Below are 16,879 nucleotides of genomic sequence, written 5' to 3'. Positions count from 1 at the left end.
CGTCTGTACCCGCAGCCGGCCACGCCGCTCGGACCACATCTGGACATGGCTGGGGTCTGCTGCGGAAGTCCCGTCGTCCGCCCGGCGGGCGGGACTCCCGCAACAGACCCCAGGCCCGGCAGCGCGGACCGTCCCGGCACCCCGCGGTCCGGTGGACGGCCGCAGGTGGCGGGCGCCGCGCGGCGGGGACCGACGCGTGCCCGAACGGGCGGACACGGATGAAGTCCACGGCTGCCGACCGCCCCGCCGGCGACGCCCACGCCCGCGCGGACCACCCGCTGACCTACGAGAGCTACCTGCGCGTCCCCGAACTGCTGCGGCTGCAGCAGCCGCTCAGCACCGCACCGGACGAACTGCACTTCATCATCGTCCACCAGGCGATGGAACTGTGGTTCCGGCTCCTCGTCGACGACCTGCGGGGGCTGGTGCCGCTGCTGGACGAGGGACGTGTCACCGAGTGCTGTGCGCGGCTGCGGCGCGTCAACGACACGATGGTCGTCCTGCTCGCCCAGCTGCGCACCCTGCGGGACCTCCCGCCCGCCGGCTTCCACTCCTTCCGCGCCCTGCTGGACGGGGCGAGCGGACTGCAGTCCGTGCAGTTCCGCGAGCTGGAGGTGCTCTCCGGGCTGCGCGACGAGCCCTATCTGAGGGCCGTCCGCGCCGCGCACGGCGGCACCCTGCCGCCCTCGGTCACCGACGCGCTGCGCCGGCGCAGCGTCGCCGAGGCGCACCGGGATGCGGGCCGCAGAGAGGGCCTGACCGACTGGGCGGAGCTGTACCTGCCGCCGCACACCGGCAGCGCCCTGTACCTGCTGAGCGAACTGCTCCTGGACTACGACGAGCTGTGGCTGCGCTGGCGCACCGAACACGTCGCCCTGGTGCGCCGCATGATCGGCGGCGACACCCCGGGCACCGGCGGCACCAGCATCTCGTACCTCGAGCACACGCTCGCCCACCGCTTCTTCCCCTACCTGTGGGAGGCGCGCGACCACCTGCCCGGTGCGATGGAGAGCGCCCACCCGGCGGGTCACCCGTCGCGCACCCCCGCCGGCGGATGCCCGGCGTTCTACGAAGGAGGACACAACACGTGATCAGGAATGTGGTCATCGTCGGCGGCGGTACGGCGGGCTGGATGACCGCCACCTACCTCAAGGAGACGTTCGGGGACCGGCTGGGCGTCACCCTGGTCGAATCGGCGAACGTGGGCACGATCGGCGTCGGTGAGGCGACCTTCAGCACCGTGCGGCACTTCTTCGACTACCTCGGCCTGGCCGAGGAGGAGTGGATGCCGTCCTGCAACGCCGCGTACAAGCTGGCCATCCGCTTCGAGAACTGGCGGGGCCAGGGCGAGCACTTCTACCACCCCTTCGAACGCCTGCGCACGGTCGACGGCTTCACCCTCGCCGACTGGTGGCTCAAGCTCGGCCCGCACGACCAGCGCCTCGACCAGGCCTGCTACGTGCTGCCGACGCTGTGCGACGCCAAGCGCGCCCCGAAGCGGCTGGACGGCTCGTTGTTCCACGACGAGCTGCACGACGGCGGTGACCGGCAGCGCCGCACCACCATGTTCCAGCAGGACACCCAGTTCCCGTACGCCTACCACTTCGACGCGTCGCTGCTCGCCGAGTTCCTCGCCGGGCACGGTGCCCGCCAGGGTGTGCGGCGGATCCTGGACCACGTCGTGGACGTGCGCCGCGACGAGCAGGGCAACATCAAGGAGATCGTCACCAAGGAACACGGCGAGCTCACCGGCGACCTGTTCGTGGACTGCACCGGCTTCCGCGGGATGCTGATCAACAAGACGCTGGAAGAGCCCTTCGAGTCGTACGAGAACGTGCTGCCCAACGACCGGGCGGTGGCGCTGCGGGTGCCCGTCGACATCGAGAGGGACGGCCTCGCCCCCTACACCACCGCCAGCGCCCGCGACTCGGGGTGGATCTGGACGATCCCCCTGTTCGGCCGCATCGGCACGGGGTACGTCTACTCGTCGCAGTTCTGCACGCCCGAGGAGGCGGAGGCCGAGCTGCGGTCCTTCGTCGGCCCGGAGGCGGCGGACGCCGAGGCCAACCACATCCGGATGCGCATCGGCCGCAACCGGCGTTCCTGGGTGAACAACTGTGTGGCGATCGGGCTGTCCAGCGGGTTCGTCGAGCCGCTGGAGTCGACGGGCATCTTCTTCATCCAGCACGGCATCGAGCAGCTGGTGCGGCACTGGCCCGACAAGGGGAACGACCCGGTGCTCGCGCGGGGCTACAACGAGAGCGTCGCCCGCTGCCTGGACGGCGTACGGGAGTTCCTCGTACTGCACTACAAGGCGTCCACGCGCAGCGACACGCCCTACTGGAAGGCCACCGACGAGCGGGAACTGCCCGACGGGCTCGCCGAGCGGCTCGAGGTGTGGAAGGGCCGGATGCCCTCCGGGAGCAGTGTGTACCCCTACTACCACGGCTTCGAGTCGTACTCGTACAACGTGATGCTCAACGGTCTGGGCAGCGGTCCTGACCGTTCCCATCCGGCGCTCGACCTGCTGGATCCGGCGGCGGCCCAGGAGATGTTCGCGAAGGTGCGCCGGCAGGCCGAAGAGCTGACCGCGGAGCTGCCCAGCCAGTACGAGTACCTGGCGCATCTGCACGGCTGACCCGCTGACGTCCCCACGCCGTCGGGGCCGGTCCTCGAAGATCTCCTTCAAGGACCGGCCCCGACGGTTTTCCCGTGGCGCCCGGCGGCGCCGGGCGCTCCGCGCCGCTGGAAACCGCTCGCTACGCCGACGGCCAGGTGGCGTAGCGGCGGCGGCCGTAGAGGAGCGGGCCCGGACCATCCTCGGTGACGACGTGTTCGACGGCGCCCAGGACGACGGTGTGATCACCTCCCGGCACCGTCCGCAGGACCCGGCACACGGCCGTGGAGTGGGCGTCCGACACCAGCCGGGGCATGCCGCGCGGTTCGACGGGCTCCCAGTCGAACTTCCCGAACTCGCCCGGCCCCGGGGCGCTGAACGACGCCGCGGCCCGGCGTCCCGCCGTGTGCAGCAGGTTCACCGCGAAGGCGCCCCGTGACACGGCCGCCCGCAGCGTGCCGCTCCGGTTGTCCAGGCAGACCAGCAGACTGGGAGGCTGCAGGCCCACGCTGCACAGCGAGGTACAGGTCATGCCGCGGGGCACGCCGTCCTCGTCGACCGTCGTGATCACGGCGACGCCACTGGGGAAGCCACTCATGAGTTCCCGGAACGTGGCCGCGTCGACTTCCTGCGGGCGGGAGCCGGGGCCCGCCGCCTCGGCGGCTCCCGGTCGGGTGCTCCACGACATCAAACGGCCCATCCTTCACTCGACGACGGGGGAGGCCGGTGGCCGTCGTTCACGCTAGGGAGGGAGGGTTGGGGGCACTATCCCCGGCCGGGCGTGCGACCGGGGGGCCCGTCCGGGGTGGCCGGTCGGGGCCCGGGGACACCGCCCGACTCACAGGACGGCCGACGGCGCGGGGGCGGGTATCAGTCCCTCCTTGACGGCGATCACCGCGGCCACGGTCCGGTTGGGGCAGTTCAGCTTCGCCAGGACGTTGGACACGTGGCGTTTGGTGCCGTTCTCCGAGATGCCGAGCCGGTGCGCTATCTGCTTGTTGCTCATGCCGTGCACCAGCAGGGTCAGAACGGCCTCCTCGCGGGGGGTGAGCTGCGGTCCGCGGTCCCGGCGGCCACCGGACTTGACCTCGGACATCAGTTCGCGCACGAGGCTGGGCGGGATGGGCATCTCGCCGCACGCCACGGCCTGCACGGCGTGCGTGAGCGACTCCTCGGTGAGGCCGCTCTCCAGCAGGAAGCCGTCGACGTTCAGGCGGCTGGCGCGCTGCACGATCTCGCGTACGGCGTTCGGCAGCATCAGCAGCACCTTGGCGCCGACGAGCCGGACGGTGTCCAGGACCTCCTGCAAGGGGCCGGCCTCGAACGTGGCCGGCAGCACCACGATGTCGGGCCGACATCGTGTCAGGACGTCACGGACGGTACGGGGGTCGTCGAGCACCTGGACCGAGCCCACGGCCGGTAGGCAGTGCAGCAGGGTCTGCAGGCCGCAGCGGATGATCGCGTCCTCGTGGAACACCGCCACGTTCAGAATGCGGGGAGCGGTGCCGTGGTGGTCCCTCAGGCTGACGACGTTGCGATGGTGGGTTGCCTGTTCGCTCACCGACCATCCTCCTTGGTTGTTTGATGATGTGGGGAGAGGGTCGCGCAGGGGGACCGTGCCGGGCCCATCAGCACCAGTGACCGGTGGAGGATCGTCACTGCGGATGGTCTCGGCGTTCTGCGTAACCACGAGCGGACGTTACATCGCAGCAGGATTTCCCGGAAGATGAAACACCACATCGGTCGCGTCATCCCAGGAAATCCCGGGGGAACGGGTAAACATGGAAAGTTGAGCGCGTTACAAAGTGAGTCGCGGGGAAGCGTCTTGTACTACTTGGTTGCTTTCAACCCGAGGGGTGGAAGTCGCCGGAATCGGCCAGAACTGTCACAAGCGTCTCGATGAGTGCCAGGGTCGGCACCAGACTCGTGCGCGGCACCGGCGACCGCACCGCCGCCGTGAGCACGACGTCGGCGACCTCCGTGACCGGCGAGTACGACGGATCGGTGAACAGGACGATCCGGGCGCCCGAGGCCTTGGCCCGCTCGGCGGTGCGCGCCGTGCGCTCCTCGTAGGGGTGGTGGTCGAACAGGACCAGGACGTCCGTGCGTCTGAGGTCCCGGGTGAGCGAGGTCCGGGGGACCGGGTGCTCGGGCATCATGACCACACCCTCGCGCAGCCGCATGAGGCGCAGCGCAAGGTAGCGCGCGGTGATCCCGGTGAACCGCCCGCCGTCCAGGAACACCCGGTGCCCGGGCGGGCCCAGCAGCCGTACCGCCGCGTCCAACTCCGCCGATGGCAACGATGCCAGAGTCTCCCGGGTGCTCTCCGTGAGCAGCGTCGCCGCCCGGTCCAGACCGGCACGGGACGCCGACGGGGCGCGCACCGCACGCGACGGCACTGACCCCCGCCGCGTGGCCGCGCCCCGCCCGGCGGGCGTCGCGACGGGTCCCGGCCGGGTGGCCGCGCCCTGCTCCGGGAGCGCCGGGACGACGGACCCCGGCGCCGCCGCGCCCTGTCCCGCCGGCGCCGACACCTCCGCCCCGAGCGCGTCGCGCAAGGCGGCGTAGCCCGGAAAACCGCACCGCTGGGCGAAGCGGACCACCGTTGGCGCGCTCACCCCCGCGCGCCGCGCGAGCGACGACACCGTCTGGGTGGCACTCGCCGGGTCGTCCAGCAGCAGTCGCGCGATGCGCCGCTCGCAGCGGCTGAAGCTGCTCATGTCCCTGCGCAGCCGCGCTCTTACCCCCTGTTGCCCCAGATGCACCCGGTCACCCCCTCACAGACTTGACGGTACCTCACGTCTCGCGTACCCCAAGGGCCTCAACTGGCCATATCTGCAGCCCAGTTGCTGTGTACACGCCACTCGGAGCGAGGGTCCCGCCCGATCGGGTACCTCGTCCGGCACCCCCGTCGGGCATGGCCCCCACCGCCCCGGTCGGGCCGATCGGACGAGCCTGTGGCGGGCCCGTCGCCGGTGCAACGGTGAACCCCCGGTACGGCGCGCCGACGCGACTCGGTGCGCACCGCTGCGAGGGGAGCCGCCATGACCCAGACCGTGCGAGGCCGCTCGGCCAGGAACGCACCGCTGCCGGCCGACGTGCTGCGCTCCCTGTGCGAACAGGACGGCGACCGCGAGGTACTGCGCGTGGTGCGGCCCGCCGAGGAACCGGGCGCCGCCGACCTGACGCTCGGCGTGACCCGCGGGGCCCTCATGTCCCGGTCCTACGCCGTGGCCGCCGCGCTCGCCGACCGCGTCGAACCCGGGGACCGGGTGCTCGTGCTGCTCGACGGCGGCCCCGACCTGTTCGCCGCCTGTCTGGCCGCCTGGCATCTGGGCGCCGCCGCCGTCCCCGTCCCGCCGCCCGCCGGCACCGACCCCGAGCGCGCGCTCAGGATCGCGGAGATCGCCCTCGACGCCGAAGTCTGCGCCGTCGTCACCACCCGGCCGGTGATGGACAGGTGCCGGTCCCTGTGGCAGCGCCGCGCCGTGGCCCCGCTCGCCTGGCGGTGCGTCGACGAGCTCCCGGACTCGGCGCCGCCGCCCCCGCCGGCCCTGCTGCGCCCCTCGGAGCCGGCGCTGCTGCTGTACACGTCCGGCTCCACGTCCAGTCCCAAGGGCGTCGTCGTCCCGCACGAGCGGCTGCGGGCCACCCTGGAACTGCAGCGCGAACGCACCGGACTGCCCGACGGCGGGCACGTGGTGAACTGGCTGCCCGCCCACCACGCGCTCGGCTTCGGCAGCGCCCTCCTCGCGGCCTGCGTCGGCGGATGCGCCACGCTGATCCAGCCCGGCGACTTCGTGGACGACCCGATGCGCTGGCTGCGCGCGATCTCCGCCGCCGACGCCCCCGTCCTCAGCGGCGGCGCCCCCTTCGGCTACGACCGGTGTGTCGCCGCGGCCGACGAGGCCGGCTGCGCGGGCCTCGACCTGTCCCACTGGCAGACCGCGCTGGTCGGCGCCGAACGCATCCGGCCGCGCACCCTCACCGACTTCGCCGACACGTTCGCGCCGTACGGATTCCGCCCCGAGGCCTGGTTCCCCGCCTACGGCCTGACCGAGACGATGCTGATCGTCACCGGTCACAAGAGCAGCGCGCCCCCCGTCGTCCTGGAGGCCGACGCCGCCGCCCTGGAGCGCGGCAGCGTCGCACCGGCCCGCGAGGACACCGCCCGCACGCAGACGCTGGTGGGCTGCGGTTCCCCCGGCCCCGGCGCCGAATTGCTCATCGTGGACCCGGAGACCCGCCGCCCCTGCCCCCCGGCGACGGTGGGCGAGCTGTGGATCACGGGGCCGGTCGTCATGGACGGCTACTGGCGCCGTACGGAGGAGACCGCCGCCACCTTCCACGGCATGCTCACCGGCGGCGGACGCCGCTATCTGCGCACCGGCGACCTGGGCTTCCTCCACGAGGGCGAGCTCGTCGTGTGCGGGCGGCTGAAGGAACTCGTCATCGTGCGGGGCCGCAACCTCCACCCGCAGGACATCGAACAGTCCTGCCGGCAGGCCGAACCCCGGCTGGCCGGACTGCCCTCGGCGGCGTTCTCCGTGGAGGAGCAGGAGCAGGAACGCCTCGTGGTGGTGCAGGGCATCGACGACGCCACGGCCGAGGCCGTCGGCGATCTCGCGGTTCTGGCGCGTGAGCTGGCCCGCGCCGTCACCGCCGCGCACGACGTGGAGGTCCACGACGTCGTCCTGGTGCCCGCCCACCGCATACCGAAGACGGCCAGCGGCAAGGTCCGCCGCGCCGCCTGCCGCACGGCACACCGGAGCGGGGAACTCTCCGTCCTGGCCCGGGCCGGCGCCACCCCCGCTCCCGGCACCGGTAGCGGCCCGGCCCTCGGCGGGACCGCCCGCCCGCCCCTCGCCGACGCCCTGGACGCGGCCCCCGCCGGGGCCCGCCACGACGTCCTCGCCGAGCAGTTGGTCCTGCTCCTCGCCGACACCCTCGGCCGCCCCCTGGACGACACGGACGCCGGCCGCACCCTGCTCTACCTCGGCATGGACTCCCTGCGCACCATGGAGCTGCGCGCCCTGCTGCACCGCGAACTGGGCGTGCTCCTGCCCCTGTCCCTGCTGGGCGGCAGCACCCCGAAAGCCCTCGCGGACGCCCTCCTGGAGCGCCTCCCGGACCGCGCCGCCAGCCCCACCCCCGCCCCGCCCGCCCCGCAGGTCGCCTCCGCCCCCGGCGACCGCTACCAGCCCTTCCCGCTGACCGACCTCCAGCAGGCCTATCTGGCGGGCCGCAACCCGGAGTTCCCGCTCGGCGGCGTCGCCACCCACTTCTACGCCGAGTTCGACGCCGACGGACTCGACGTCTCCCGCCTGGGCGACGCCCTGGACCGGCTGGTGGCCCGGCACGACATGCTGCGGGCCGTGTTCGCCGCCGACGGCACCCAGCGCGTCCTACCGCCCGAGATGGTGGCCGGCGGGCACCTCACCGCATACGACCTGCGGCACGAGGCCGACGACGAGGTCCACCGCCGTCTGGACGCCGTGCGGCAGGAGATGTCCCACGACGTCCTGCCCACCGACCGGGCCCCGCTGATCGACGTCCGGGTCAGCGTCCTGGACGCCGGCCGCTGCCGCGTGCACGTGGGACTGGACCTGCTCGTCTTCGACGTGTGGAGCCTCCGGCTGTTCTTCGGCGAATGGCAGTGCCTGTACGAGGGCCGGGACGCGGACCTGCCGCCCCTGGGCCTGACCTTCCGCGACTACGTCCTCGCCACCCGGCAGGACGACGGCGCGGCCCTGGAGGCCGCGCGCGCCTACTGGCACGACCGTCTCGACTCCCTGCCCCCGGGCCCGGAACTCCCCCTGACCGCGGCTCTCGAACCGCGCGCGGGCCACCGCTTCCGCCGCCTGGAGCACCGGCTCGACCAGGACACCTGGACCGAGCTGCGGCGCCGCGCCGCGACCCACGGCCTGACCCCCGCCGCCGTGCTCCTCGCCGGCTACGCGACCGTGCTGGGCCGCTGGTCCCGCAACCGGCACTTCACCCTCAACCTCCCCACCTTCAACCGCCACCGGATCCGGCCGGAGGTCGACACCATCGTCGGGGACTTCACCTCCGTCACCCTCCTGGAGATCGACCTCGGCGACCGGGACCAGGACCAGGGCGTCGCACGGCTGGCCGCCGGCATCCAGCAGCGCCTGTGGTCCGACCTCGAACACCGCGCCTACAGCGGGGTGAGCGTCCTGCGCGACCTCGCCCGGCGCCGGCCCACCGCGGGTGGCCTGTTCTCACCGGTCGTCTTCGCGGGCGCCCGCGGCCACGCCTCGGACGGCGACCCCGACCTGCCCGTGCACTGGCTCGGCGAGCGCGCCCACGGCATCACCCAGACCCCTCAGGTACTGCTCGACCACCAGGTCTGGGAGGACGCCGACGGCCTGTCGTTCAACTGGGACCACGTCGAGGACCTGTTCCCGGCCGGCCTGATGGACGACATGTTCGCGGCGTACTGCCGGCTCCTCGAAGGGCTCGCCCGCGACGAGAGGGCGTGGGAGTCGAGCCCCGCCGACCTGCGGCCGGTACGGCAGCAGAGGCTGGTCGCGGAGGTGAACGAGACCGCCGGTCCGGTTCCGGAGGGCCTGCTGCACGCGGGGCTGCTTCAGCGTGCGGTGGAGTCTCCGGGGAAGGTCGCGGTGGTGGCGGCCGACGGGTCGTTGACGTACGGCGAGCTGCGGTCGCGGGCCGCCGCCGTGGCGCGGGGCCTGCTCGCGCGGGGCGTGGCTCCCGGCGAGCTGGTGGCGGTGTCGATCGGGAAGAGCCGTGAGCAGATCGTGGCGGCGCTGGGCGTGCTGATGGCGGGCGGCGCGTATCTGCCCGTCGACCCGGAACTGCCCGCCGGGCGACGGCACTCCCTCCTGGAACGCTCCGGCGCCCGCATCGTCCTCACCTCCGGCCGTGAAGCCCCCCTCGTGTGGCCGACGGACACCACCGAGGAACTGGTGGACATCGGCGGACCGGCCGCCGACGGCCCCGTACCGGACGTCAAGGGCGACGCGGGCGGCCTGGCGTACGTGATCTACACGTCGGGTTCGACGGGGTTGCCGAAGGGTGTGGCGGTGTCGCACCGGGCGGCGCTGAACACGTGCGTGGACGTCTGTGAGCGGTTCGGGGTGACGTCCTCGGACGTGGTGCTGGGATTGTCGTCGCTGAGCTTCGACCTGTCGGTGTTCGACGTGTTCGGTGTGCTGGGCGCGGGCGGCACGCTGGTGCTGCCCCGGCCGGGTTCGAGCCGTGATCCCGGGCACTGGCAGGACCTGGTCACCGAACACGGCGTGACCGTGTGGAACTCGGTCCCGGCCCTGCTCGGCATGCTCGTCGAGCACGCCGCCGCACTCCCGCTGAAGCTGGTGCTGCTGTCCGGCGACTGGATCCCGGTGGAGCTGCCCGACCGGCTGCGCGCCGTGGCGCCGGGCGCCCAGGTCGTCGGCCTGGGCGGGGCGACCGAGGCGGGTATCTGGTCGATCGCCTACCCCGTCGGTGAAGTGCGGGCCGACTGGGAGTCGATCCCGTACGGGCGTCCCCTGCGCAACCAGCGGTTCCACGTCCTGGACCCGCAGTGGCGGGAGTGCCCGGTGTGGGTGCCGGGGGAGTTGTTCATCGCCGGTACGGGTCTGGCCGAGTGCTACTGGCGTGACCCGGAGCGGACGGCTGCCTCCTTTGTCACGCATCCGGTGACGGGGGAGCGGTTGTACCGGACGGGTGACGTGGGCCGGTGGCTGCCGTCGGGTGACATCGAGTTCATGGGCCGGGAGGACTTCCAGGTCAAGGTCGGCGGGTTCCGTATCGAACTCGGTGAGATCGAGGCCGTACTGGCGGGTTGCGAAGGGGTGCGGGCGGCGGTGGCCGCCGCCCCCGGGGCCCGCCACCACCGGCGGCTCGTCGGGTACGTCGTGGCCGAAGAGGGCGCCGGCGAGGTGGACGACCTGACGGCGCGGGTGCGGGCGCACGCCGAGGAACGGCTGCCCGGATACATGGTGCCGCCGGTGGTGATGGTCATCGACGAGATCCCGCTGTCCTCCAACGGCAAGGTCGACCGCGCCGCCCTCCCCGACCCCACGACCGCCCCGCAGGACGCCACCCCCGCGGCCACCGACCTGGAGGAGAAGATCCTCCGCGTCGTGGCGGCGCACACACCCGCCGGCCGCGTCGGAGTGCTCGACAACTTCTTCGACCTCGGCCTCGACTCCCTCGTCCTCACCCGCATCCACCGCCGGCTGCGGGAGGAACTGGGCCTCACCTTCCCGATCACCGCGCTGTTCGGCGAGCCCAACGTCCGTCGCCTCGCGGGCCACCTGACCGGAACGACGACGGCATCCGGCACGACGCGCGCGGCCCGCGACCGGGCCTCGCTGCGCCGTGCGGCCCTCGCCCGCCGCGCCAGGTGACCGCCGCCGGACCGTCCCCACGTGAGAAAGGAACCACGGCCATGGCTGAAGCCCAGGCAACCCCTGACATAGCTGTGATCGGCATGGCAGGGCGGCTGCCCGGTGCCCACGACCTGACCGAGTTCTGGCACAACCTCCGCGACGGGGTCGAGTCGGTCACCGTCTTCTCCGACGACGAACTCGCCGACCGGGTGGGCCCCGACCTCCTCAAGGACCCGGACTACGTCCGCGCGGGCGCCGTACTCGACGACATCGACCGCTTCGACGCGCGCTTCTTCGGATACAGCGCCCGCGAGGCCGCGCTCCTCGACCCGCAGCACCGGCTCCTGCTCGAGTGCGCCTGGCACGCGCTGGAGGACGCCGGGCACCCCGAAGGAGGGCAGGGCGTCGGCGTGTACGCCGGGTGCAGCCTCTCCGGCTACCTGCTGAACAACCTGCTGCCCGGCCGCCGCGTCGACGCCTCCGCCGCCGGGTTCGAACTGCTCATCGCCAACGACAAGGACTACCTGGCCAGCCGCATCGGCTACAAGCTCGGCCTGCAGGGCCCGGCCGTCTCCGTGCAGACCGCCTGCTCCTCCTCCCTGGTCGCCGTGCACCTTGCCATGCAGGCCCTGCTCTCCTACGAGTGCGACCTGGCCCTCGCCGGCGGCGCCACCGTCCGCGTCCCGCACCGCGTCGGCTACCGCTTCGAAGAGGGCATGATCCTCTCCCCGGACGGCCACTGCCGCCCCTTCGACGCCGAGGCCAACGGCACCATCGGCGGCAGCGGCGCCGGCATGGTCGTCCTCAAGCGGCTCGCCGACGCCCTCGCCGACGGCGACCGCATCGACGCCGTCATCAAGGGCTCGGCCCTCACCAACGACGGCTCCGACAAGGTCGGCTACACCGCGCCCAGCGTGCACGGCCAGGCCGCCGCCGTCGCCGCCGCACTGGCCGTCGCGGACATCGACGCCGACACCGTCACCGCCATCGAGGCCCACGGCACGGGCACCCCGCTGGGCGACCCCGTGGAGATCGCCGCACTCACCGAGGCCTTCCGTGCGAGCACCGACCGCAGCGGCTACTGCGCCCTCGGCTCCGTCAAGGCCAACATCGGGCACCTGGACAGCGCCGCCGGCGTGTCCGGGCTGATCAAGGCCGTGCTCCAGCTCAAGCACCGCAAGCTCGCCCCCGTCGTCAACTTCCGTGAGCCGAACCCGCGCATCGACTTCGACGGCTCGCCGTTCTTCGTCAACGACCGGCTGCGGGACTGGAAGGCCGAGGGCGGCATTCCGCTGCGGATCGGCGTCAGTTCCTTCGGCTTCGGCGGCACCAACGCCCACGTCGTGCTGGAAGAGGCGCCCGAGCCCACCCGGCCGGCACCCGCCCCCCGCGCCGTGCAGCTCCTGACCCTCTCCGCGCGCACCCCCGACGCCCTCGACGCGGCGGGCGACGCCCTCACCGGGGCCCTGCGCGACCCGGACGCCGCCGAACTCGCCGACGTCGCCCACACCCTGCACCGCGGCCGCAAGGCCTTCGAGCACCGCCGCGTCGTCGTCGGCCGCGACCACGCCGATGCCGCCGAACGCCTCGCCACGCAGGACGCCGCGTACACGGCCGGCGGACGCGCCGTCAACGGCGCCCACATCGCCCTGCTGCTCCCGGGCCAGGGCAGCCAGTACCCCGGCATGGGGCGCGAACTGTACGACGCCGAGCCGGGGTTCCGGGAGCGCGTCGACGCCTGCGCCGACCTGCTGCGCCCCTACCTCGACCGCGACCTGCGCGACCTGCTCCACCCGCGCGACACCACCCCGGACGGACTGCGGCGCGCGGCCGAGGCGCTGCAGCGCACGGAGTTCGCCCAGCCCGCCCTGTTCACCGTGGAGTACGCCCTGGCCGGGCTGCTCGCCGACTGGGGGCTGCGCCCGCAGGCCATGCTCGGGCACAGCGTCGGTGAGATCACCGCGGCCTGCCTGTCCGGCGCGCTGCCGCCCGCCGACGCGGCACGTCTCGTCGCCCGGCGCGGCGCGCTCATGCAGGAGCTGGAGCCGGGCAGCATGCTGTCCGTCGCCCTGGACGAGGACGCCCTGCGCGCGATGCTGCCCGAACCGCTGGCCGTCGCCGCCGTGAACGCGCCCCGGCTGTGCGTCGTCGCGGGCCCCGACGACGCCGTGGAGGCCTTCGCCCGCGAACTGGAACGGCAGGAGATCGGGCACCGGCGCCTGCACACCTCGCACGCCTTCCACTCGCCCATGGTCGACCCGGTGCTGCCCGCCCTCACCGAGGAGTGCGCGAGGCTCACCCCGCGCGAGCCCGAGGTGCCGTACCTGTCCAACCGGACCGGCGACTGGATCAGCGCCGCCGATCTCGCCGACCCCGGCTACTGGGCCGCCCACGCCCGCGGCACCGTCCGCTTCGGCGACGGCGTGAAGCGCCTGCTGGAGCGCGAGGACCTGCTGCTCGTCGAGGTCGGCCCCGGCCGGACCCTGTCCACCCTGGCGCGCGGCGCGGACGGCGCGCTGCACCGCACCATCGTGCCGATGCTGCCCGAGCCCGGCAGCGACGCGGACGCGCAGGAGTTCCTGCTCACCGCCGTGGGCCGGCTGTGGACGGCAGGCGCCGACCTGGACTGGGAGGCCCTCGACGGCACCGGCCGCCGCCGGGTCGCCCTGCCGGGATACGCCTTCCAGCGGCGCCGCTACTGGATCGAGGCCCCCGCCTCCCCGGGCGTCCAAGCCGCCTCCCTCGACGCCCTCGTCGAGGACGAGGCCGACGCGGAGCCCGTCGTCCACGACTCCCGGCCCGCCCTGTCCACCGTCTACCTGGAGCCGCGCGACCCGCGTGAGGCGGCCGTCGCCGGCATCTGGGAGGACCTCCTCGGCATCGCCCCGGTCGGCGTGCACGACAGCTTCATCGAACTCGGCGGCCACTCCCTGCTCGCCACCCAGGTCGTGGCCCGCATCCGCGGCGACCTCGGCGTCACCGTCCCCATGCGCGACCTGGTCCGCGCCTCCACCGTCGCCGCCGTCGCCGAACTCGTCGCCCAGCACGGCGGAAGCGGCGAGGAACAGCCCGTCGAGGCCCTCCCGGTAGCCGTCGCGGACCCGGACAAGCTGTACGAACCCTTCCCCCTCACGGAGATCCAGCAGGCCCAGTGGATCGGCCGGCTGGGCAACTTCACCCTCGGCAACGTCGCCGCCCACATCTACTGGGAGGTCGAGAACACCGGCATCGACCTGGACGCCCTGGAGAACGCCTGGGACCGGCTGATGCGCCGCCACCCCATGCTCAACGCCGTCCTCACCGACGACGGCCGCCAGCGCATCCTGCCCGACCCCGGCCGCTACGCCTTCGACCGTGTCGACCTGCGCGACGTGGAAGAGACCGAACGCGCCCGCCACCTCGACGAGCTGCGCACCCGCATCTCCCACGAGATGCGCCCCACCGACACCTGGCCCCTGTTCGGCATCACCGCCGTGCACCTGCCCGGCGACCTGACGCGGCTGTACCTCAGCTTCGACCTCCTCATCGCCGACATCGGCAGCATCCGCATCCTGCTGGAGGAATGGCGCACCCTGTACGCCGACCCGACGGCCGAGCTGCCCGACATCGGCCTGTCCTACCGGGACTACGTCCTCGCCGCCGCACAGGTACGCGGCACGACGCTCTACGAGAAGTCCCTCGACCACTGGCGGCGCCGCGTCGCCGAGCTCCCGCCCGCACCGGAACTGCCCCTGGCCGTCGCCCCGTCGGAAGTGACCGAGCCCCGCTTCACCCCGCGCAGCCACGTCCTCGAACGGACGGCCTGGCAGCGCGTGAAGGAGCAGGCCGCCGCCCACGGCGTGACACCGTCCGCGGTGCTGCTCGCCGCGTACGCGACCGTCCTGGGCCGCTGGTCCCGGAGCCCGCAGTTCACGCTGAACGTCACGGTCATCAACCGCATCCCGGTCCACCCCGACGCCGACCGGCTGGTGGGCGAGTTCGCCTCCTTCGACCTGCTGCCCGTCGACCTCGAACGCGACACGGGCATCGCCGACATCGCCCGCGCCCTCCAGGAGCACGCCTGGGAGGACCTGGAACACCGCTACGTCAACGGCGTCGACGTGCTGCGTGAACTGGCCCGCCAGCGCGGCGGCACCAGCGGCTCCGTGATGCCGATCGTGTTCACCTCCACGCTGGTGCAGGAGACCGGCGACCAGGGCGAGACGCTGTTCGACTGGCTCGGCGACCTGGTGCACGAGTCCGTCCAGACCCCCCAGGTGTGGATCGACGCCGCCGTCCTGGAGACCAGCAAGGGCCTCTACCTCAGCTGGCCCGCCGTCGAGGAACTCTTCCCGGCCGGCCTGGTGGACGAGATGTTCGCCTCGTACTGCGGGCTGCTCGCCGAGCTGGCGGCCGACGAGACGGTGTGGACGTCCGGCCCGGGCGAGCTGGCACCGCCCGGCCACTGCGCCCTGGTCGCGGAGGTGAACGAGACCGCCGGTCCGGTTCCGGAGGGCCTGCTGCACGCGGGGCTGCTTCAGCGTGCGGTGGAGTCTCCGGGGAAGGTCGCGGTGGTGGCGGCCGACGGGTCGTTGACGTACGGCGAGCTGCGGTCGCGGTCCGCCGCCGTGGCGCGGGGGCTGCTCGCGCGGGGCGTGGCTCCCGGCGAGCTGGTGGCGGTGTCGATCGGCAAGGGCCGTGAGCAGATCGTGGCGGCGCTGGGCGTGCTGATGGCGGGCGGCGCGTATCTGCCCGTCGACCCGGAACTGCCCGTCGAGCGACGGCACTCCCTGATGGAACGGGCGGGCAGCCGCGTCGTCGTCACCTCGGCACACGACACCGCCCTCGACTGGCCGGACGGCACCACCGAGCAGCACGTCGACCTCACCGCACCGCTCGACGAGGGCCCCGTGCCGGATGTCACGGCCGACGCCGGAGACCTGGCGTACGTGATCTACACGTCGGGTTCGACGGGGTTGCCGAAGGGTGTGGCGGTGTCGCACCGGGCGGCGCTGAACACGTGTGTGGACGTCTGTGAGCGGTTCGGGGTGACGTCCTCGGACGTGGTGCTGGGGTTGTCGTCGCTGAGCTTCGACCTGTCGGTGTTCGACGTGTTCGGTGTGCTGGGCGCGGGCGGCACGCTGGTGCTGCCCCGGCCGGGTTCGAGCCGTGATCCCGGGCACTGGCAGGACCTGGTCACCGAACACGGCGTGACCGTGTGGAACTCGGTGCCCGCGCTGATGGGCATGTTCGTGGAGCACGCGGTCGACGCGACCGGGCTCCCGCTGAAGCTGGTGCTGCTGTCCGGCGACTGGATCCCGGTCGAGCTGCCGGACCGGATACGCGCCGTGGCGCCGGGCGCCCAGGTGGTGAGCCTCGGCGGCGCCACCGAGGCGGGTATCTGGTCGATCGCCTACCCCGTCGGTGAAGTGCGGGCCGACTGGGAGTCGATCCCGTACGGGCGTCCCCTGCGCAATCAGCGGTTCCATGTCCTGGACCCGCAGTGGCGGGAGTGCCCGGTGTGGGTGCCGGGGGAGTTGTTCATCGCCGGTACGGGTCTGGCCGAGTGCTACTGGCGTGACCCGGAGCGGACGGCTGCCTCGTTCGTGACGCATCCGGTGACGGGGGAGCGGCTGTACCGGACGGGTGACGTGGGCCGGTGGCTGCCGTCGGGTGACATCGAGTTCATGGGCCGGGAGGACTTCCAGGTCAAGGTCGGCGGGTTCCGTATCGAACTCGGTGAGATCGAGGCCGTACTGGCGGGTTGCGAAGGGGTGCGGGCGGCGGTGGCCGCCGCCCCCGGGGCCCGGCACCACCGGCGGCTCGTCGGGTACGTCGTGGCCGAAGAGGGCGCCGGCGAGGTGGACGACCTGACGGCGCGGGTGCGGGCGCACGCCGAGGAACG

At 72.9% G+C, this 16,879-nt stretch carries 7 protein-coding genes; 4 read left to right on the top strand and 3 right to left on the bottom strand.

Annotated features, from left to right (window positions below; translation table 11 throughout):
* Positions 1-218 precede the first annotated feature (218 nt).
* A complete protein-coding gene (locus tag ABZ354_RS26040; protein ID WP_358660675.1) occupies positions 219-1,091 on the top strand; it encodes a tryptophan 2,3-dioxygenase family protein in 873 nt (290 codons plus the stop codon).
* Complete coding sequence (locus tag ABZ354_RS26035) at positions 1,088-2,638, top strand: tryptophan halogenase family protein (protein WP_358660673.1); 1,551 nt, start codon at positions 1,088-1,090, stop codon at positions 2,636-2,638. Before ABZ354_RS26040 ends, ABZ354_RS26035 begins: the two co-directional genes overlap by 4 nt.
* A 121-nt stretch (positions 2,639-2,759) precedes the next feature.
* Here the strand turns inward: ABZ354_RS26035 and ABZ354_RS26030 are convergent, their stop codons facing one another.
* From ABZ354_RS26030 to ABZ354_RS26020, 3 genes are all read right to left on the bottom strand, one after another.
* Entirely contained in the window at positions 2,760-3,305 is a 546-nt protein-coding gene (locus ABZ354_RS26030; protein ID WP_358660671.1) for a flavin reductase family protein, read from the bottom strand.
* Between the two features lie 150 nt (positions 3,306-3,455).
* Positions 3,456-4,178: a response regulator transcription factor gene (locus ABZ354_RS26025; RefSeq protein ID WP_358660669.1), complete on the bottom strand. Its 723-nt coding sequence runs from the start codon at positions 4,176-4,178 to the stop codon at positions 3,456-3,458.
* 283 nt (positions 4,179-4,461) lie between these two features.
* Positions 4,462-5,382 carry a MurR/RpiR family transcriptional regulator gene (locus ABZ354_RS26020; RefSeq protein ID WP_358660667.1) on the bottom strand — a complete coding sequence of 307 codons (921 nt, stop codon included), beginning with the start codon at positions 5,380-5,382 and terminating at the stop codon, positions 4,462-4,464.
* 279 nt (positions 5,383-5,661) lie between these two features.
* Here ABZ354_RS26020 and ABZ354_RS26015 point away from each other — a divergent pair, with 279 nt between their 5' ends.
* Entirely contained in the window at positions 5,662-11,013 is a 5,352-nt protein-coding gene (locus ABZ354_RS26015) for an amino acid adenylation domain-containing protein (RefSeq protein ID WP_358660665.1), read from the top strand.
* Positions 11,014-11,054: 41 nt separating this feature from the next.
* Positions 11,055-16,879: amino acid adenylation domain-containing protein (locus ABZ354_RS26010; RefSeq protein ID WP_358660664.1), on the top strand; the 5,825-nt coding region annotated here is incomplete at its 3' end.

This window comes from Streptomyces sp. NPDC005925 (assembly GCF_040638805.1).
Taxonomy (GTDB): Bacteria; Actinomycetota; Actinomycetes; order Streptomycetales; family Streptomycetaceae; genus Streptomyces.
Note: the sequence above shows the minus strand (reverse complement) of the source record. Positions and strands in the feature narration are given on the sequence as shown.